The sequence below is a fragment of the Bacillus sp. GC_Bacil_1 genome, assembly GCF_026540675.1.
GTDB lineage: Bacteria > Bacillota > Bacilli > Bacillales > Bacillaceae_G > Bacillus_A > Bacillus_A cereus.
Genome location: NZ_JALNUG010000025.1, coordinates 56,969 through 76,593, shown reverse-complemented (window position 1 = coordinate 76,593; position 19,625 = coordinate 56,969). Strand labels below are relative to the sequence as shown.

The window sequence follows — 19,625 nt, the reverse complement described above, 5'->3', positions numbered from 1 at the left end:
CGAGAAAGTTACAGTATATGAAGAAAAGAATGGTTGGCTAAGAATTGGAACAGGTCAGTGGATTTATTATGACTCTAGTTATATCGACTATAACAGATTATAAAAGACTAAATAGTTAAAAGAACAGGTCATATTTGAATATATAACTTAATCTCAGGTTGTGGAGAAAGTCTTCTTCACAACCTGTTTTTGTGTCTGGCCTCTCTTTACCTACCAATACTGATAAAAAGAGGAAAAGGAGAGATTCATTATGATGGGTGTATCGAAAAATTACTGTGATCAGCGTGTATACAATTTAAAAACTAATGTTTTTTTAATAATTAAGTAGGAATCACCGTACATGCCTATCCAACTCATATTTTGAAATACCTCAAAACGAAAAAATGCGCTTTTTTGTTACAAGTTAGCACAAAATTTCGTTCTGGGGGTACTATCAAGTTAAGAAAAGTAAACATCCCAAAGAAGAAAAAGTGAAATGACTTCTCAAAATAACTACATGTAGAGAAAAGAAATTTTTATTTAGGTGATACATTAAAATGTTAAATTGATGAATATGTAAGGTGACCCCTATTAATATTTGATTGCAGTCTCCACATTTAATATGAACGTATGTTTTTGTCGATTGGACGATTACGCCGCATTTAGGGCAAGTCCATTTTCATGTGGTTTTCTTTGTTACAAATACACCCGATGGTTTTAAAATTAAAAAATTTAACAATTTATCTCTCAAAAAACAATTCTCTATAATGGAGAATTGTTTTTTGAGATAAATCTATTTTAGTTAAAAAATGCGTTTAAATTATAAGTAAAATCTGTAGCATTCGGATTAAAATCTGAAGCTCCTACCCTTACAGCAACTGTTGTGCCAGCTCTTACTTGTCCTTTCCCAGGTACGCCTTTAACTACAGGAAGTTCATGTGTAGTAGATCCTGCATTTTTAGATATAGCAACTATTCCAGTATCAGTACGTGAGTTATAATCATTATAAACTGATACCTTATACAAATGGTTTTTATTAAACTTAGGACCAGTTAATTGAACCTTCATAGTTTTAGCATTCGTAGGTACTTCATAGTAATAAACATGATAATCTTTTAATGAAGTTAACTCAGATGATTCTGCTGCAGAAGCACTCATACTAAAAGAAAACATTAAAATAAAGGACATCAAAATGCTTCCAAATAATTTCTTCATAAAATCAATCCCCTTTGTATAATATTTACAAATTGATTATACATTTAACCTGACGAATTTAACATACAATATATGGGATTTTTTGATGGATAATATTGAGAAATAAATTTATATGGTCTCACATTAAATGTTGCAAAAGAAAGACTGAGAAGAAACTTATTCTGAAAAGTTTACTGGAACAAAAGGAGGTACGTCCCCCCTTTTTCATAAACATAAGAGAATAGTAACGTACTTTTAACTTCAAAAATAGTCTAAAACCTTAAGTTGATATGGATGTGGGTCTGTCCCCTTTTTAGGGTATTCATAATTCATTTCTCTTTCTAAAGTAATTTAGTTACAGCATATGTAATTAAATTACTAAAATAACTCCAATAAAAGTTGTAAATAGTGCAAGAATCCCAAGAGCAAAACGATATAAGAAATAATCATCAAGTACAATTGCTAAAATAACTCCGATTATGTCAGCTAATGTCTCGATTGTATGTATAGAAATCACGTTGGAAAATACTAAGCCGATGACAATTAAGGCAATTATAATAAGGATTCTCATAGTATATCTTCTTTTATGAATGTTCATTTGAAACTTAGCAAAAGTATACTTCTCTACTTTTGCTAAGTTTAGATTCGCTAATAAAATAACAAACCGTTGTTTGGTGATAATGAGTTAAATTACTAATATTGTAAACATTCTTCAGTATATCTTCTAAATTAAAAGGGTGTTACAGGAAATATAACAATTATATTGAATATAATAACTTATTTTTAATTTTAAGGAGGCGTTGTCGATGAGAAATTATTTATATTTGATTGGGCAAAAAAACAAGGGGATAACGTTTCAATAGCCCATTAACTACGTGGTTCCCCTTTCAATATTAAAGGGAGAGTATAAGATTGAAGAAAATTCATTTAAAGTCTATTAATAAAAATAATTGGGAAGAAGCAATTAGATTATCTGTTAAAGCGGAACAACGGACATTTATAGCATCAAACCTGTATTCTATCGCAGAAGTTCAATTTCTAGATAATTTTTATGCAAAAGGAATTTATGTTGGTAATAAAATGATAGGATTTACTATGTTTGGAATAGATCCTGATGATAATAATTATTGGATTTATAGACTTATGATTGATGAAAAATTTCAAGGAAAAGGTATAGGGAAACAAGCTATATATCTGGTTATTGAAGAGGTAAGACAAAATAACAATACAAACATTCCTTTAATAATGATCGGATATCATCCTGAAAATCTTACGGCTAAACTTGTATATAAAAAGGCAGGGTTTATTGAGACTGAATTATCATCTTGGGGTGAGCAACTAGCAAAGTATTCTTTGTAAGTACTGGAATTTCCCTTTTTAATTTATTGAAGTAAAAGGTTAGATTGTGGAGCGACAAAGGTGAAAAGATAAATCTTTTTTTTGCTTCTTTTTGTCTTTTATCAAATAAAGATTTGCAATAGCTGCTGTTTCTCTAACAAATGTAATATGGCTAAATAACTAAGAATTTATGTTAATTAAAAAGCTATAGATGTTTGTAATTTTTTAGTTCATTTCAATATAAAAAACAAAAAGAACTTGTAGGAATCCCTACAAGTTCTTTTTAAGATAATGTAAAAAAGTTGAAACAAACTATCTCATAATTTGAATCGGAGCAAACATGATAACTACGGGTTAATTTTATTATATATCAAATATCAACAATTGGATTAAAAGAGTTTGAAAATTATGTGAATTAATAAAAGAGAAATAAAAATCCTATCTTTCACTTCTAAAAACTTTAATTAAGTATTTTGTACAGACATTTTAAATCTGCGTCTCTATCACTATTTAAGAGGAGATAAATATAAGAAATGTAAATAATGCCCAGCTTCTATACCTTCCACTGATTTGCACCATCTTAATTTTAATACTATGTATTAGAATTTCATCCAAGTAGTATTTTTCTCAAGGCTAAATTGGTATATTTTGGAGTTAATCCTACTGTTTTTATGTTAAGATATTCTGGTTGTTATTTTTCTTTATTTTGGGAGGTTGGGAGTTTTGGTAAGGGCTTTTCATATGGATTTTAATTTCTATACAGAAAGCGTAAAAACTTTAGAATTATTAGGAAATCTTAGTCGCTTATTAATTGTTCGTGAATTGATTGTGCGCGGTTCTTTGTCGGTTTCTGAGTTAAGTAAACTAACGCAGATTTCGGAAGCTGTGATTTTACAGCATTTACGAAAATTAGTTCAGGGGAATGTTGTGAAAAGTGAACGTAACGGTAAACGACTTTATTGTAGATTAGAAGATAATAAAATAGTTGAGATTGTTAGGGTGTTAGGATTGGTGAAGTAATTCCAATTATTTTACATGTACAATTTTATTTAAACAGTTTGTTATAGTATGATTGTGCACAATTGCAAAATCAAAAAAGGTCCGTCTACGGAAATAGGTGGGCTATTTTATATTGGTGAGCATGTACAAGTATGATAGAATGAAAACAACTGTATATTGTGAGGGCGGGAGGTTGCTATCCTTTCTCTGATCTTAGAGAGGAAGGAGGTGACCGAATGGATTCTTTATTTAATTTATTGTACGACGCTGCTAAGGTATTCCTTACAGTATTTGCTACAGCTTATGCGAATGAGCTGGCGAAAAAGATTAACAGTAAACGAAATAAAAGAACCGCCCCAAATGCCGGCAAGCGAAAGGGCGGTTCTAAACGCAAAAAATAAGTTTAAGTAACCGACCACCTTGCGGTAGCAGTTACTAGAAGAGATGTTAGCGCATCTCTTCTTTTATTATATACATAAGATATTCCTGTGATACTATTAATGTAATTATATCAAACGTACATAAAAAATTCAAAGTGTATAAATGTATAAAAAATTGTACACAAAGAAAATTAATTTTAAGGTGCATTCTTCAGATTGGAACCATTTAAATTCTAATAACATGTATTGGTTATCATCTATCTTTATTTTATTATGTTAAACAATATTGGCCGATGAGAAATATAATTCAAGTCTATTGTTTTCCTTTTAAATACTTTCGGATTCCTTAGCTTCATCGATATTTTAAAAAATTAAAATTAAAACTTACTTAAAACTAAACATAAAAAGTATGTACTACTGTCTATTGTGAGACAATTTCTTTGATAAATAATAATCATCTTATGCAATATTGCATAAGAATCAATTGTTACTCGTGCTATAATTTCAAGAGTAAACTGTTGCATCCAACATTTTATAAACTGCTATATTAATTAATATAGCAACCCTAATTACAGAAGAAAGGGAAGAATATTGGTGGTTCTTCCCTTTTTTCTATTTTAACAGTCTAATGATTTATTCTATAGTCTAAAATATTTTTATAAAGTATGTTAAAACACTAAATTTTTAGTTAGCAAACTAGAGATAAATGCTTTATTAATGTTTCCACTATATTGAAAAGTTTTTACTCTAGAAACAATAAGAAAAGCAAAAAGAACTTGTAGAAATCACTACAAGTTCTTTTTGGGTTAAAGCGAATACAAGGGACACATAAATTATCTCATTATTCATAACGGGGAAACCATATTGATTACGGCTTAGTTCCATTATATAACAACCGATGAATGCTATAGGTTAATATTTTTGAAAATTATGTGAATTAAACTGAGGAGATAATACATCATTTAATAATCCTATTATTACTCAATTTTATAGAAAGGTATATTCAAGCGTTGTCATAAGGGTTAGGGGATTTATTAAATAGAAATAATTAGTTGTAATATAAAGTGTTTTTTACCTAATAAACCTTTTGAATTCTAAATATTAACTCCAAAGTAATTCATTTCATAAATTTTAAATTTTTGTGAACACTGTTATTATTTTATATAATATTATTCCAATAAGTGTTGTGTTAATTAGTTATTTTCTGATAATATCTCTGTGTGTTCTATTCTAGTAATTATAAGAAGGTGGTGTTTTCTTTATGTCCAACATGTTTCATCAAATTGGTGATGCGATTGAAAGAAGTATGTATTTTAAATCTTGTTTTTATATCTTAACAGGAGCTCTGCTTATTTATATTGGTTACATTGTAGGTAAGTGGGTGGGTTCTGCAGTATTTTAAAGTAAAAAAATGTAATTAAATCAAGAAAAAAGAATTTTTTCAAAAAAGTGTAGATTTTTATTAAAAGGTGTATTAATATAAAGCTCATATTACTTAAGCGTAATATAAAAAAATAAGGATAGGTGATATTATATGAATTCAGTATTAAAAAAAGAAATGCCTAATTTAGCAGTATTAAGTAATGAGGAATTAAAGAACATTGATGGTGGAGTGGTTCCTTTAGCAATTGCTGGAGTTGCTGGTTTTACAAAAGTAGCTGGTGCAATTACAGCTGGAGCTGGAGTTGTTGGAGCAGGTTATGTAGGTGGAAAATGGGTTGGTAAAAAGATTTTCAAATAAGAAGTAGTAAGGAGTGCTAAAAATGAAAACGATTACTTTAGAAAAGTACAAAAGTCTAACTGAAGAAGAGATGTACGATACGAATGGTGGTATCGTTCCTGTAGTGATTGCAGGTGGATTACTAGCTGTTGGAGCTGGTGCTGGAATGTGGGATGCTTACGAAGAGAGTCAAGCAAAGAAGAAAAAGAAGAAAAAATAAACATTTTTATAAAGAGGAAAAGATTGTATGAGCTTAATAGTACAATCTTTTCTTCTTTATAAAAAGCCTTTCAATATGAAATTTTTGAAAGGCCAACAAATTTTATTGTTAATTACAATAAGTTTGAAACTCCTGTTTTTATTAACATATGTGGGAGAGAATTCATTTAAAAGTTAAATATGAGAGGTTGTTTAAATAAGTATGTCTTTATTTAAAAAATATCATTGGGTGAGACAACACGATATTAAAGATTGTGGTGCAGCATGTATTTCTACTGTATCTAAACATTATGGATTACATATACCTATCTCTAAAATTAGAGAATATGCTGGAACTGATAGAAATGGCACTAATGTTTATGGTTTAATACAAGCGGCTGAAAAGTTAGGTTTTTCAGCCAAAGGAGTAAGAGGAAATGTAGAGTCTTTAAAAGAGATTCCATTACCCGCTATTGCGCATGTCATAATTGATGGGAAGTTATTACATTATGTTGTTATTTTAGAAATCACCAAAAAGGGTAAAGTAATTGTAGCTGATCCTGGAGAAGGGATTATTAAATATGATATTAAGGAATTTAATGAGATTTGGACGGGTGTTTTAGTCCTTTTAATACCTAATGAATCTTTTCAATCACGAGATGAGGAGAAAAATACATTCGGTAGATTTATGTTTCTTTTAAAAAATCAACAAAGTCTCTTAATTCCTGTGTTTCTTTCATCAATTTTAATAACAATTTTTGGGGTTTTGGGTGCTTTTTATTTCAAAATTGTAATTGATAATATTGTTACTGAGAATTTAAAGCATACGCTAACATATCTTTCTATTGGTATCATCGCATTATACATTTTTAAAGTTCTTTTAGAGTTGTTTAGATCGCATTTAATTTTATATTTGAGTCGTCGGTTAGATATAAAGTTAATGTTTGGTTACTATAAACATGTTTTATCCTTACCCATGAACTTTTTTGAAACAAGAAAAGTTGGTGAAATTATTTCGAGGTTCCAAGATGCTGCTAAAATTAGGGAGGCACTTGCAACAACAACTTTAACTGTGATGATTGATACTATCATGGTAATAGCGGGTTCTATTTTGTTGTATACCCAAAGTTCTACTTTATTTTTCATTACGGCATTACACATACCTATATATATCCTTATTATTTGGATGTTTCAAAGTTCTTATGAAAAAATTAATCGTCAAGAAATGGAAAGTAATGCGGAGTTAACTTCCTATATTGTAGAATCGCTAAACGGGATATCAACAATAAAATCCTATAATGCTGAAAAAGAGGCAGAATTTCAAACCGAAAAAAGATTGATAAGTCTTTTGCAGAAATTCTTTAAACGTTTTGTGATTACAAATAGTCAAGAATCTATTAAAACGATTGTGGAATTAGTAGGTGGTGTAGTAATTTTATGGGTTGGAGCTATTTCTATATTAAACGGGGAAATGACAATAGGTCAGTTAGTTGCATATAATGCACTATTAGTGTATTTCTTAGATCCTATAAAAAATCTAGTAGATTTACAGCCGACATTACAATCTGCTTTTGTTGCTTCAAAAAGATTAACCGAGATTTTAGATTTAGATTTAGAAAAAAATGATCAAGAAGATAAAAAACTTTCACCTACTTCTTTTCATCACAAGATTAGATTGGATAATATAACTTTTAAATATGGAACTAGGCAAAATATATTTAATAATTTAAGTTTTGAAATCCCAATAGGATATAGTGTTGGGTTTGTAGGGGAAAGTGGTTCAGGTAAAACAACAATTGCTAAATTATTAATGAGATATTATGACGTAAACGAAGGTAACATTTATTATGATAACTATCATATCAAAGATATGAATAGGACGGGTTTAAGAAATAAAATAGCTTATGTTGCTCAGGAATCTTTTTTCTTTAGTGGTAGTATTTTTGATAATTTAGTATTTGGTTTGAATAGAGAGGTAACAATGGACAAAATAATAGAGGCATGTATATTGGCTGATGCCCATGAATTCATAAGTTCTTTGCCACTCCGATATGACACATTATTAGAAGAAAATGCTTCTAATGTATCTGGTGGTCAACGGCAACGGTTATCAATTGCCCGTGCTCTATTAAAAGAAGCGGATGTACTTATTTTAGATGAGGCTACAAGTCATCTGGATTCCACTAGTGAGAGAAAAATAATTGAAAACTTAAAGGAATATAGAGCAGGGAAACTAACTACCATAACAATCGCTCATCGATTAAGTACAATTATGCATTGTGATAACATATTTGTAATGAGCAAAGGAGAAATTGTTGAGGAAGGTAAACATGGAGAATTAATAAATGAAGATGGTTTATATAGAGTGTTGTGGAATAATCAGCTACCACAAGAATTATTAGAGATAACTCGATAAAAAGGAGCATAAGAGGAGTATACATAAATGTCACAACCAATAAGAGACATAACAGAGCTGACAGATAGCGTTGAAATGCTGGAGAAAAATCCCCCGAAATTTATTAAGTTATTTATTTATCTAGTACTAGCTATACTAGTTAGTGCTTTGATGTGGGCTTATTTTAGCAAAATAGATATCTCAACTAAAGGGTCTGCTACTATCCAATCTTCTACGGCTACAGTAGCTGTTAAACCAAAAGTATCAGGAGAAATTAATGATATTAAGATTAAACAAGGCGAAAAAGTACATAGGGGAGATCCTTTAATAGGCATAACTAATAAACAGTTAGAGCAGGAAAAAAAACACGTAGAAGAAAATAGAGATAAATTGGATGCGGAAATTAAGAGTTTAAACATTCTTAAAGATGTTATTGAAAAGAACCAATCAAAATTGCCTGTAGATGTAGAAGGCAGTATCAAAAATGAATTAGATAGTTATTTAAAGCAAAAAGACTTATTAAAGAATGAAAATAAAAATAAGATAGCTGATTTCACCTTTCGCCTTCAAGTCCTAAATCATGGAAAAGATGAAGTTATAAATAATCTGGAATTTGAAATTGAAGCTATAAAAAATCAAAATGATATCTTGAAAATCGAAAAAGAGGGTCTTCTTAAACAAAATAAGATTATTAAGAATGAAAATATTAATCAAGAAACTGAAGCGAATATGAATAAGGTTAATCAATTAGATTCTCAAATTGAGGGAAATCTAAAGAGTATTTTAATAAAACAAGAGCAAATAAAAAATAGGACCCAGGAAATAGCATTGGAGAAAAAGGTTATCAATGAGAATATAAGAACTCAAGAATCTAATATCCAGGATTCTGTTGAAAGTCTTAGAATTTCTAAAGTCTCGGATATTTCGAAGGAGATTGATGAGAAGAAAAAACAGTTGTCTTTGTTGCAACAAGATATTAATAATATTAATTTGAGTTATGAACAAACCGTAATTACTGCACCAAAAGATGGCGTAATTGAAATGCCGAATCTTATTAAAATCGGAGATATGATTGAACAAGATAAAGAGGTATTATCAATATCACCAGATGAAAATACGAATAGAGTTTTACTATATATTAATTCAGAAGAGATTAATAAAATTAAAACGGGCGATAAAATTAAATATACTTTTGAAGTAGGAACGACGGAAACTTACTATGGAAGTGTAGTTCAAATCTATCATGACCCTGTTATTAGCAAGAATAAAGATACTACATTCTTTGTTGTAGAAGGAACAATTGAAAATACAGGGAAAAAGAAGTTGCGATCGGGTTCTACTGGAAAAGCTGCAATTGTAGTAAATCAAAAAAACATTCTTTCATTGATATTAGAAAAACTAGATGTACTTAATTAACAATTAACCAAAGAGTAATAAATTAGCTTTTTAGGAGGAACATTTATGTTCATGGTGTCTACAGCAGTTTTTTTACTGGTCACTTTACTGTGTATTACGTTATATTTTAAAACACATGATAAACGTTTTATGTATCTTGGATATGTAGCATTATTTTTAACTTTTTTTGTTATTGGTACTTTTTCATAATTAAATGTCCAGCGGTTTATTACAAACTAAATGAAGAAGAGCATATATAAGAGAGAAAGAGCATTCATAAGAATGCCTTTTCTTTATCAATAGTCGGGTGAAAAGAGATTATACATACTTCTTGAGCAAATAGTTGTAATTTATCAGATGCAGAAATAGATATATATAAACACGCAATTTTTTCCTATTATTCTATAGAAAGAATTGCATGTTTTGATATTTTAGGGGGCATTTTTTAATTAGCTTGATAATGATAGGTGCTACTTCTACTGTAAAATTTAAGTTAAACCATATATAAACTTAATATTCAGAATCTAATTGATAAATATACTAATTTAAACTATGTATTACAATAACTGTGTTAATCTTAATATAGTAAAAAAGAAGAAGAATAAGAAAATTAACAAACCTAGTATATATACTAGGTTTAATTTGTAGAAAAAATACATAAGAGAATTTTAATTTACATTATTAATATTACATTTGGTTTAATAATATCCTCGCTTATATACACCCTAACATTTTGATCTATAAATTAACAGTATTGTTATAATTTTCTAATTAACGTAACGTTTAGGTTGTAAAGAAAAAACATAGGGAGGAAGTTTTATGAAGAATAAAATATTTTTATCTGTGCTGTCTTTCTTGATGGTAATTTCATTTTTAGTGCTACCTTCTAATACTCCAGAAGCAAACTCTTTTAATGGACAAGAAAGTTTGAAAATTGAAGGGCTGGAAAGTATTAGAGATGTAAATGGAAATCAGATTATTAGTGAAGATGACTTTTTTGAGTTTGCTGATGCGTTAGAACCAAAGCAAAATGAGGCGCTAGAAGTAAAATATTTTTATAATAATGGTGATGATAATACTTCAGTTTTAAATTTAAATGTGAAGAAACATGAAGGTGTCATTCAAGTTAATCTAGTAAATAGTATAGAAAAAGGCACGCCAATTAGTGATGAAATTACAAATCAAACTATTTTAGAAAAAAATGTTTATCATGCAGCGTTAGCTAAGGGTAAAGGGAAACCAAAGCCAAAGCCAAAACCAAAACCAAAGGGAAGCAAAACAGTACCAACTAAAACGAATGGTGGTTCTAATAAAGGTGACTTCATTAATTCGCATGCATATGATAGACATAAATATGATGCGTCAAGGAAATCTACTAAGAATAGAACTCAATATGGAAAGAATGTTGATGTGAAAAAACTTAGAGAATCAACAATGAATGAACCAGATCAAGCATGGTCTGCTCGTGATAAAGGAGGACCTTGGAGAACATTCTATAGAAAAGAATTCAATAGTAATATAAGTACTGGAGATACTCCCACTGTTCATCATAGGGTTATCATTAATACAGAAGATAGTAGTAAAAGTACTCAATTTCCGCTATATTTAAAATAAAGGGAATGTTGAATTATGATCGAAAAATATACAACAGAAATTGTCATTGATGTTTACCGTAGAAGCGAAAGTGATTTAGAAAGCATGGTTGATGAGATAAAGGCTTATACAAAAACATATGAGCATGATAAAGTTACAGTTGTAGGGTTAAAAAAGGAAGATACATACTTTACAGATAAGGAACAGTATGTATTAACTTTACAGGTTGAAAGAGATATGCTTAATTTAGGTAGAAAGTATGAATACGAAGAAGAAAAGCTATTTGGCTTTTATGAAGATGAAGAAAATTAAATGTAGTTGAATTGTTTTTTTTAATAACATTAAAAAGCTTTCCGTAAAGGGAAGCTTTTTATGTTAAAGAAAAGCCATATTACGAAGTTGCACAAAAAAATTGGGTTAACTATTTACTATATTAAAAATCCTGTTATTTATATAATATAAATAATATTCTTGATGCGAATAATAAAAAGATAGGTTGAATTTATACTCGCCACAAGTATTACTACAGGGGGAACCAAGTTTATTTTTACTATGCATATTGGAGAACATTTCGAATCTTATTTTTTAATAAGGAAGGCATTTAAATTTCCGTAAAGTATTATACTGCGTAGTTGAAAAGGTTATATAATGGTTATGATATAATAAAATTCGATAATAATAAGGGGGATTAATTAAATGATTTTTCAAAGCATGATTACAGCTATTATAGAAAAATTACAAGAAACAGTGAATCCCTATTGGATAATTGTATTTGGGTCTATAGCAGAGAACAGAGAACGGGAAGATAGCGATATTGATATAGCATATTTAAGTGACATAAATTTAGGGAATTATGAACGTTTTTTATTAGCACAGGAATTAGCAGATATTGTTCATAGAGATGTTGATTTAGTTGATTTATCAAAGGCTTCAACAGTTTTTCAAGCTCAGATTATACATACAGGAAAGACAATATTTTGTTCTGATGAAGAACGTAAGGTTATTTTTGAAATGAAGACTTTAAAAATGTATTCAAAATTGAATGAGGAACGCCAAATAGTGTTCGATGATATAAAGAAAAGAGGTTCTATATATGAAGAATGAAGTTATCTTGAATAAAATTTCTACAATAGAGCGTTGTATAAAGAGAATACAGGATGTATATGGAAATACTCCTAAAAATTTAGAGGATTATACAAAGCAAGATTCAATAATATTGAATATACAAAGAGCCTGTGAAGCGAGTATTGATTTAGCAATGCATATTGTTGCAGGTAAGAAATTAGGATTACCTCAATCTAGTCGAGAGGCATTTGATTTGTTAGTTGACGCAGATTTACTTAGTAAAGAATTGGCAAGTAAGTTAAAAGCAATGGTTGGGTTTCGAAATATTGCTGTTCATGATTATCAAAGTGTAAATTTAGATATTGTTCGTCAAATTATTGAAAAACATTTAACTGATTTTAAACTATTTACAAAAGAAGTGATGGGAATATTGGAATTATAGAAAGATTAAGTCTTAGAATCATCGTTATATAGGTGAGGAGAGAGTGAGATGCTCCTTTCTAATTTTAGGGGAGGCAGATAACTATTTAGTTGTTTACCTACTTGATGCAAATATGAAAGAAGTAAGTATTATATGGCTTTACTGTAGAAAGATACTCCCTGAAGAGTGTCTTTCTTTAATTTATCCCGTTTACACATCAAATATTAGTTTTTTTGCTAAACTATGATTTTTTATATATAAACATACCTTAAAATCAAAAACATTCATCATGAAAAATAAGAAAGGTGAAATTAATGAAAAAATATTGGCATAAGCTATCATTGCTTCAAAAAAATGTATTACTAACTGTATTAGTAATTCTGACGCTTGTTGGAAGTATGGGGGCGTTAAGTTTTGATATGTTTCAAAATAGTATGATGTCTATATTTGAGAAGCAGTCTTTTGAAACAGGAGATACACTAATTAATCAATTAGATGTAGAAATAGTGAGAGATGTAGCAAAAGACCCCACAGCACAAAGAGTGAAGAAAGAAAAATTGACAGAGCAATTGGATAAAGCTACAAAAGATTTGAAAAGTGTCGGCCAAACATATGTTATAGGGGCCAAGTTAAATGATAAAGTTGAATTACAAATAGTAGGTTTGGATACAGAATTAGCAAATGCAGTTTCTGTAAAACCAGGTGACTATTATGAACAGCCTACTCATTGGATGGAATCATACGATAAAGTAATGAAAACGAAACAGGCACAAATGACAGAAGTGTATGAAGATGAATTAGGTTCATGGGTAACGATTTTAGAGCCAATTATAGATGAAAATAAAAATATAATTGCAATTGTTGCAGCGGATTTAGACGCTTCTATTATTCCTATTACAAAGGAAAAATTTATAGTACAAGGTTTACTCTTTATTATAACTTCATTAACAATCGCAATTACAATTCAAATAGTAATCTCACGAAATTCCCTATCGCCTTTAAAGGATTTACAAGAAGGGTTACGTAAAGTTGGTGAAGGGGATTTAAGTATTAAATTAAGTGAAAGATCTGATGATATAGGGATAACCAATATTTATTTTAATAACACTATTGAAAAGTTTAATAGGATTATAGATAAAGTAAAGCAGACTGCTGAACAGGTTTCGACATCTTCACAGGAATTATCGGTAAGTACAAAAGAGAATAGCATGTCATTTCAAGAGATTGCAAGCTCTATGACAGGATTAAAATTAGGGGCACATTCTTATGAACATATAGTGCAGAAATGTTTAGGAATTGTTCAAGAGTTGGAAAGTAATATGATAGAAATTAAAGGAGTTGTAAAACAAATTACGACTGCTTCGGAAGTCATGGAACAGCATTCTCTAGAGGGGGAAAATTTGATTAAACAAATTGTGAATCAAATGAAAATAATCCGAGATACAGTTCAAGATACATCTTCTAGTATTTATGCATTTGAATCAAGATCCAAGGAAATTAGTGACATTGTCACTGTAATTACAACTATTTCAAATCAAACAAATTTATTAGCTTTAAATGCTTCTACTGAATACTCATGTACTGGAGAGAATGATAAAGGATTTTCAGTTGTTGTAGATGAGATACGTAAATTAGCAAAAAAAGCCGAGATATCTGCAAGAGATATAGCTAAATTAACTAGTGAAATCCAAGCTGAAGCAGAAGAGGCTGTAATATCCGTGCATAAGAGTTTAAAGGAAGTGGAATCAGGAATAAAACTTTTTCAAAGTAGTGGTGCTTTCTTTGAAAAAAATTCAAAATCTGCACAATTTGTTACAAATCAAATTAAAGCGACTTCGGTTAATTCAAGAGATATTTTAGAAAGTAATCAATCCATTGTTCAGGTTGTAAATGAATTATCATATATTGCAAATACATATGTGAATAGTAGTAGTAATGTTGAGATAAGTATGAAAGAACACCAAATGTATGTACAAGATATTGCAGAGCTAGCAAATTCCTTGAATTGGCTCTCCCAAGAATTACAGGAATTAATAGGGGGATTCAAAAGTAAGTAGGAGAGGGTAAGGCGTAGGTAAGACCTAGACATTTATTTATTAGAATATAAGGTGTGAAGCCCAGGTATATAAGTAAGATAGCTAAAGGAATAATTTTTTACATATTTTATTGGAAATAGAGCATGATATTACCAAGTTAAACGGAGGTGTGTAAGAAATGCAAATTCGTGAAAATAATAATTCAAACGAAATCTTGGTAGCAACTGCAACAAGCGCTATTGAGCGAATGAAATATGAAATCGCTCAGGAATTTGGGGTTAAACTTGGACCGGATTCAACAGCACGAGCAAATGGTTCAGTAGGTGGAGAAATTACGAAACGTTTAGTTCATATGGCGCAAGAACAATTATCAGGTCAATATAAAATTCATTAAAGTTAAAGGTATATCTCATTGAAGAGATATACCTTTTTAATTTGTTTTTAAAGAGGGTAGTTAAATTCTTATATTAGTTAAGTTTAGAAACTGCAAATTTTGCTGTGAAATTCATCTTCTTCATGTAAGAAGAATTTACTCCTGCTTGAAATTGAACAGAAATATTACCATCTTTTTGTGCTTTGAATACACGGCCATATGGTGAATTAGCATTGTATGTGCCAATTACTTCATTATCTGCATCAAAGACCGTATAAGAAATTGGGAATCCAGAATTTTGTACAAAGACTGTAAGTTCTTCCCCTTTATTGAGATCAAATGATTCTTTTTGAGAAACTTCATAGGAACTCATAGAGTAATATTTTGTAAATTCTTGAATTTCTAAATTCGTAGTTGCTGCACTTGCTTTTGATGCCTCTGCTCCTGGTAAGTTCATACCTGATAGTACTGCAATTCCTAGTGCCCCTGCTAAAATTACTTTTTTCATAATTCTAGTTCCTCCTTTAATATATTGTGAGATTTGAAAAGGAAGTGAAAACACACCTCCTGAAACCATTATAGTTACAATGAGAATGATTTTCAACAAGGTTTGATATGTAATTTTGCATACATAAGATGTCGATATAAGGTAATAAATAAAATATTTTAATGTTGATAAAGTTCTATTTTTGGGATTATTAAACAAAAATGAGATATTATGTGTTACGATAAAGAGGCAACAAAGCACACCATCCTGATAATATTATGTATATTTACCCTATGTATGTCGTTTGTATTAGAAATAAGAAGTCTCTTAAAAAGAGACTTCTTATTTTGTATGGAGGGTTATTACAGAAGATCGATTATAATCAAATTATTTTAATTACCGTGGTAGGTATTGCCCCAATTTATTATATACAAAATGATGAAAAATCAACTAAAAAAGCATTAAATAAGAGTGGGATTTAAAAATGAAGATAAAGACATTTGAAATGCCTGAGAAACGATTTGGAGAACTATTAGAGCACATAATTACTGTGGGATTTGTAGGTGCTGTAACAGGACAGAGTGAGAAGAAGTTAGAGTTTACATCAGGTTTATTAGAATCTGTATTCATACATGTAAAAGAAGCCATTCAATTTCAAGAGATGAAAGAGAGTATTACAAAAGCCTCTGTAAAAACAGAGGCTAGTATGTTAGAGAAAGATAGTTGATTTATGGAAGCGTATGTAGGAATAATCAATGTTATGTTTGTTATTTCTGGATTATTTGTAGGGTTTTTATCTGTTCTAAAAGAATTAAATTGTTTTGTTCAAGCATCTTTGCTACTGCTTCAAAATAGGCTTGATTATCCAGAACCTCAATCTGCTTCTCTTTAGGAAGCGATTGTAGTATTTCTTTTATTTCTTTACACTCGTATATGTCATTCTCAGAGTCTTCGATTAATCTATTGCGACGATTTGTGTACTCAAGTGCGCCTAAAGTTGCTAATGCGCGAGTATCTAGTCCTAGGATTTCCATGTATTCATCTCCTTTCCTCTACAATAATTCGATAGAGTGAAGGAGATTCCTTTCGTGATTGGATTATATAGCATGTTACTTATTTGTGGTAATGTAATAGAATTAAATTTGAGCTACTCGTTATTTAGCAAAAATGAACTGAGCGCGACTTCGTGGTAATCTAAACCTAGATATCCAATGCTTGTACAGATTTTGGGCATTTTAAATGGGGGAGATTTAATCCGATAGTGATAAAGAAAATTGAAGACAATATAAGGTTGATTTCGCATTAAGTCGAGCGATGAAACATGCTAATAAAATGTTATTGAATTTGAAGAAGTTAAAGTATGAAAGATGTCATTTATAGTCGCTCTAATATCTATTGCAATTTCTCTATATAAAAAAGGTAGCTACACAAAAGTGTAACTACCTTTTTTCACAAAAAAATTATTATTCTAATAAAAACTCTAGCGTAAACTTGCACTTAGAGGCACTTGAGAATAAACAGTAAAATTACTACCATAAGTACCGTGTCTAGAAAATGAGGAAGAAATTGAGCTGTTCCAACTTTTGTAGGTAGATCCAGATGTATCTGCTCTTAGAAGTACGTTTGAAAAGCTAGCTTGGCTAAAAGAATTACGCCCAGCATCTTCAACTCCCTGAACCATTTTTACTGGTTCATATTGAGAAAAAGTACCGTAGACAGGTTGATTTGTGTATCTAGGGCTTCCATTTACATACATAGTAACCGTACCATTCCCGTTATTAACTAATTTAAGGTTGACTCGATCACCATCTTTAATTGATGTATCATACTGTGTGTTCCAATATTTACTGTTTTGACCTGATTCATTATATCCTGAATTAAGAAATACTTTATATCCATTTGGTGTTTTTGAAATACCACCTTCAACTTTAGATGCTCCAATACCTAAATACCAATTCACATATCCATCCTTAACAACTACTGATTTTGGTAGATTTATATCAGCAGCAATCCCAGTATATTTACTATTTGTAACACTCTTTACAGCACCTTCTGTAGCTGCAAAACTTGTAGTTGAAAACATAGATAAAGAAATTAGAAGTGAACCAACTAGATACATCATTTTTTTCTTACTTTTCCTTAATACTTGATTCATTTTAGGTCCCCCTGACTTTTTATTATTAAATTGCATTGAAAGTTGGCCAACTAACTACGACTTACAAAGCAAAGATACATCAGGTTTCGTTTTATGTATATATTTTCCTGTTATAAGTCATTAAAATGTCAAATAGATTGAATGTCTGATATTTATCAATATAGGGAAGGTTGACAGATTGAACTACCCCCACTTATCGACCTTACGGTCTGATTGAAGTGGGAGATTCTTGGGAACAGAGCATACTTGTTGATGTATTTCTTTACCAACAGCGGTTTCTCTTATTTACCAAGCTATCTCCGTAGATTCCTACGGTTCTATGATTTTTCAAACGAAGGCTAATGTTCGTAAGCCTTCGGCTAGAATATTTTTACTAGCATTAATATCTCTATCGTGGTTTGCATGACAAATAGGACAAGTCCAGTCTCTTATTTCAAGAGATTTCTTGCCATCATGATGTCCACAATCAGAACATATTTGACTAGATGGAAACCATCTGCTTACTTTGACGATTGTTTTGCCATACCAAGTTGCTTTGTATTCTAATCTAGATACAAAAGCAGACCAAGATACATCAGAGATTGATTTAGCTAATTTATGATTACGCAACATTCCTTTTGTGTTCAAGTCTTCGATGCAGATGATATCGTGGTTTTTGATAATCTCTGTACTCAACTTGTTTAAGAAGTCGTCACGTTGATTTATGACTCTTTCATGTAATCTAGCAACTTTACGCTTTTGCTTCTGATAGTTTTTCGCATCAAGAAGATGAATACCTTTATTTTTAGCAATTAATGCACGTTTTGATAATTTACGTTGTTCACGTTTTAACTTCTTCTCCATTTTAGAAGTGAACTTATTATTGTCAATCTTGTGACCATCAGAAAGGATAGCAAAGTCAGTAGTTCCTAGGTCGATGCCGATGGCAGAATCAGCTTTTTCAAGTGGTTGTATTTCAACCTCTGTAAGAATTGATACAAAGTATTTTCCACTGGAATTTCGTCTAACAGTAGCATTCATAATACGTCCATCTATCTCACGGCTTTTTGCAAATTTAATAAAACCAAGCTTTGGTAGCTTGATCTTATTATCTACAATAACAATATTGCCATTTGTATGCTTAGTCGTATAAGATTGAACATTGTTTTTCTTAGATTTAAAGCGTGGTTTGTCATTCTGCTTTTTGAAAAAGCGTTTATATGCATCTGCGAGGTTTTTAAGTGCTGTTTGAATAGCAATACTGTCAACTTCTTTCAACCACTCTAGCTCTATTTTGAGCTGCGGCAGTTGAGCAGAACAAGCGTTGTAAGTCAGACCTTTACCAGTTTCTTTGTATGTGTCATTCCACATACCTAAGAAGTGATTAAAGACAAAACGAGAACAACCGATTGTTTTCGCAATCAGTATTTCCTGTTCTTTATTTGGGTAGATTCTGAACTTATAAGCCTTATTGACTAACAATGCTTTCACCTCACTTCATTCCTTGATTTTCGATGTGTTTTCTAACTACATTAATGGGAGAACAACCATTAGTTAACATTGATAAGCCTGATTATACTATAAGGCATGATGTGTTTAAATACCTTTGGCTAACGCCAACCGCAATTCATCTCCCACCTATCACTGGGCTACGCTCTGCACGTGATTGAGGAAGGAGTCTTCTTGCGGAAAACCGATAAAATGGTATTCCTGTTTTAATTTAGGAACGATTTTAAATAATGTTATTAAGCTTATAAACATGTTGGGTATAATATGTAATACCCATTCATGTGTGAGAAATAAATATGGCATTAATATAAGTAGAAAAGGATATATTAGAAATTTTTAGGCTAGAATACCTGCAAGTGAAATTTCCTTATAAATTTAGAGAATAAACTAATGGATTTTTTTGTTTAGT

General features: G+C 30.4%; 22 protein-coding genes. 16 read left to right on the top strand and 6 right to left on the bottom strand.

The genetic code is table 11. The features are described 5' to 3' along the window. Positions 1-777: 777 nt before the first annotated feature. Positions 778-1,194 (bottom strand): hypothetical protein, encoded by a 417-nt coding sequence (locus OXT04_RS26785; RefSeq protein WP_267418640.1) that lies wholly within the window; start codon positions 1,192-1,194, stop codon positions 778-780. Positions 1,195-1,543: 349 nt separating this feature from the next. Further along, entirely contained in the window at positions 1,544-1,744 is a 201-nt protein-coding gene (locus OXT04_RS26780) for a hypothetical protein (protein WP_374693291.1), read from the bottom strand. Positions 1,745-2,085: 341 nt separating this feature from the next. Between OXT04_RS26780 and OXT04_RS26775 the strand changes: the two genes are divergently transcribed. The 15 genes from OXT04_RS26775 (at position 2,086) to OXT04_RS26705 (ending at position 15,107) form a co-directional block, all read left to right on the top strand. After that, positions 2,086-2,532 (top strand): GNAT family N-acetyltransferase, encoded by a 447-nt coding sequence (locus OXT04_RS26775; RefSeq protein ID WP_098256014.1) that lies wholly within the window; start codon positions 2,086-2,088, stop codon positions 2,530-2,532. Positions 2,533-3,234: 702 nt separating this feature from the next. Next, complete coding sequence (locus OXT04_RS26770) at positions 3,235-3,531, top strand: ArsR/SmtB family transcription factor (RefSeq protein ID WP_097822027.1); 297 nt, start codon at positions 3,235-3,237, stop codon at positions 3,529-3,531. Positions 3,532-3,746: 215 nt separating this feature from the next. Then, a complete protein-coding gene (locus tag OXT04_RS26765) occupies positions 3,747-3,911 on the top strand; it encodes a hypothetical protein (protein ID WP_000377655.1) in 165 nt (54 codons plus the stop codon). Between the two features lie 1,240 nt (positions 3,912-5,151). Beyond that, on the top strand, positions 5,152-5,292 hold the full coding sequence (locus tag OXT04_RS26760) for a hypothetical protein (RefSeq protein ID WP_000069042.1): 141 nt from the start codon (positions 5,152-5,154) through the stop codon (positions 5,290-5,292). Positions 5,293-5,424: 132 nt separating this feature from the next. Further along, positions 5,425-5,631, top strand: coding sequence for a class IIb bacteriocin, lactobin A/cerein 7B family (locus tag OXT04_RS26755; RefSeq protein ID WP_001089632.1), 207 nt, complete (start codon positions 5,425-5,427; stop codon positions 5,629-5,631). A gap of 22 nt (positions 5,632-5,653) precedes the next feature. Next, positions 5,654-5,830 (top strand): class IIb bacteriocin, lactobin A/cerein 7B family, encoded by a 177-nt coding sequence (locus OXT04_RS26750; RefSeq protein ID WP_000849669.1) that lies wholly within the window; start codon positions 5,654-5,656, stop codon positions 5,828-5,830. 201 nt (positions 5,831-6,031) lie between these two features. Continuing rightward, positions 6,032-8,224 carry a peptidase domain-containing ABC transporter gene (locus OXT04_RS26745; protein WP_097822026.1) on the top strand — a complete coding sequence of 731 codons (2,193 nt, stop codon included), beginning with the start codon at positions 6,032-6,034 and terminating at the stop codon, positions 8,222-8,224. A 27-nt stretch (positions 8,225-8,251) separates the two neighbouring features. Then, on the top strand, positions 8,252-9,619 hold the full coding sequence (locus tag OXT04_RS26740; RefSeq protein WP_000081954.1) for an HlyD family secretion protein: 1,368 nt from the start codon (positions 8,252-8,254) through the stop codon (positions 9,617-9,619). Positions 9,620-9,664: 45 nt separating this feature from the next. Continuing rightward, positions 9,665-9,808, top strand: a complete 144-nt coding sequence (locus OXT04_RS26735) for a hypothetical protein (protein WP_000481196.1) — start codon at positions 9,665-9,667, stop codon at positions 9,806-9,808. A 609-nt stretch (positions 9,809-10,417) separates the two neighbouring features. Beyond that, positions 10,418-11,212: a Hook-associated protein 2 gene (locus OXT04_RS26730; RefSeq protein ID WP_097822025.1), complete on the top strand. Its 795-nt coding sequence runs from the start codon at positions 10,418-10,420 to the stop codon at positions 11,210-11,212. A gap of 15 nt (positions 11,213-11,227) precedes the next feature. Next, a complete protein-coding gene (locus OXT04_RS26725) occupies positions 11,228-11,503 on the top strand; it encodes a hypothetical protein (RefSeq protein ID WP_000570854.1) in 276 nt (91 codons plus the stop codon). Positions 11,504-11,887: 384 nt separating this feature from the next. Next, positions 11,888-12,295 carry a type VII toxin-antitoxin system MntA family adenylyltransferase antitoxin gene (gene mntA, locus OXT04_RS26720; RefSeq protein ID WP_000577214.1) on the top strand — a complete coding sequence of 136 codons (408 nt, stop codon included), beginning with the start codon at positions 11,888-11,890 and terminating at the stop codon, positions 12,293-12,295. After that, the gene (hepT, locus tag OXT04_RS26715; RefSeq protein ID WP_000787551.1) at positions 12,285-12,698 is read left to right on the top strand and encodes a type VII toxin-antitoxin system HepT family RNase toxin; all 414 of its coding nucleotides are present in this window, start codon (positions 12,285-12,287) and stop codon (positions 12,696-12,698) included. The genes mntA and hepT overlap by 11 nt, the downstream gene beginning before the upstream one ends. Positions 12,699-12,991: 293 nt before the next feature. Then, complete coding sequence (locus OXT04_RS26710; protein WP_097822023.1) at positions 12,992-14,734, top strand: methyl-accepting chemotaxis protein; 1,743 nt, start codon at positions 12,992-12,994, stop codon at positions 14,732-14,734. A gap of 157 nt (positions 14,735-14,891) precedes the next feature. Continuing rightward, positions 14,892-15,107, top strand: a complete 216-nt coding sequence (locus OXT04_RS26705; protein WP_001167054.1) for an alpha/beta-type small acid-soluble spore protein — start codon at positions 14,892-14,894, stop codon at positions 15,105-15,107. Positions 15,108-15,180: 73 nt separating this feature from the next. Here the strand turns inward: OXT04_RS26705 and OXT04_RS26700 are convergent, their stop codons facing one another. Then, the gene (locus OXT04_RS26700) at positions 15,181-15,594 is read right to left on the bottom strand and encodes a hypothetical protein (RefSeq protein WP_000755787.1); all 414 of its coding nucleotides are present in this window, start codon (positions 15,592-15,594) and stop codon (positions 15,181-15,183) included. A gap of 463 nt (positions 15,595-16,057) precedes the next feature. On the opposite strand from OXT04_RS26700, the gene OXT04_RS26695 reads away from it, so the two are divergent. Further along, positions 16,058-16,300: a hypothetical protein gene (locus tag OXT04_RS26695; RefSeq protein WP_097822021.1), complete on the top strand. Its 243-nt coding sequence runs from the start codon at positions 16,058-16,060 to the stop codon at positions 16,298-16,300. 40 nt (positions 16,301-16,340) lie between these two features. On the opposite strand, the gene OXT04_RS26690 is transcribed toward OXT04_RS26695, so the two are convergent. The 3 genes from OXT04_RS26690 to tnpB all read right to left on the bottom strand — a co-directional run bounded on the left by OXT04_RS26690 (position 16,341) and on the right by tnpB (position 19,189). Continuing rightward, the gene (locus OXT04_RS26690) at positions 16,341-16,607 is read right to left on the bottom strand and encodes a hypothetical protein (RefSeq protein WP_097822020.1); all 267 of its coding nucleotides are present in this window, start codon (positions 16,605-16,607) and stop codon (positions 16,341-16,343) included. Positions 16,608-17,053: 446 nt separating this feature from the next. Then, the gene (locus OXT04_RS26685; RefSeq protein ID WP_001077585.1) at positions 17,054-17,728 is read right to left on the bottom strand and encodes a hypothetical protein; all 675 of its coding nucleotides are present in this window, start codon (positions 17,726-17,728) and stop codon (positions 17,054-17,056) included. A gap of 327 nt (positions 17,729-18,055) precedes the next feature. Then, on the bottom strand, positions 18,056-19,189 hold the full coding sequence (tnpB, locus tag OXT04_RS26680; RefSeq protein ID WP_267418642.1) for an IS200/IS605 family element RNA-guided endonuclease TnpB: 1,134 nt from the start codon (positions 19,187-19,189) through the stop codon (positions 18,056-18,058). Positions 19,190-19,625: the final 436 nt, after the last annotated feature.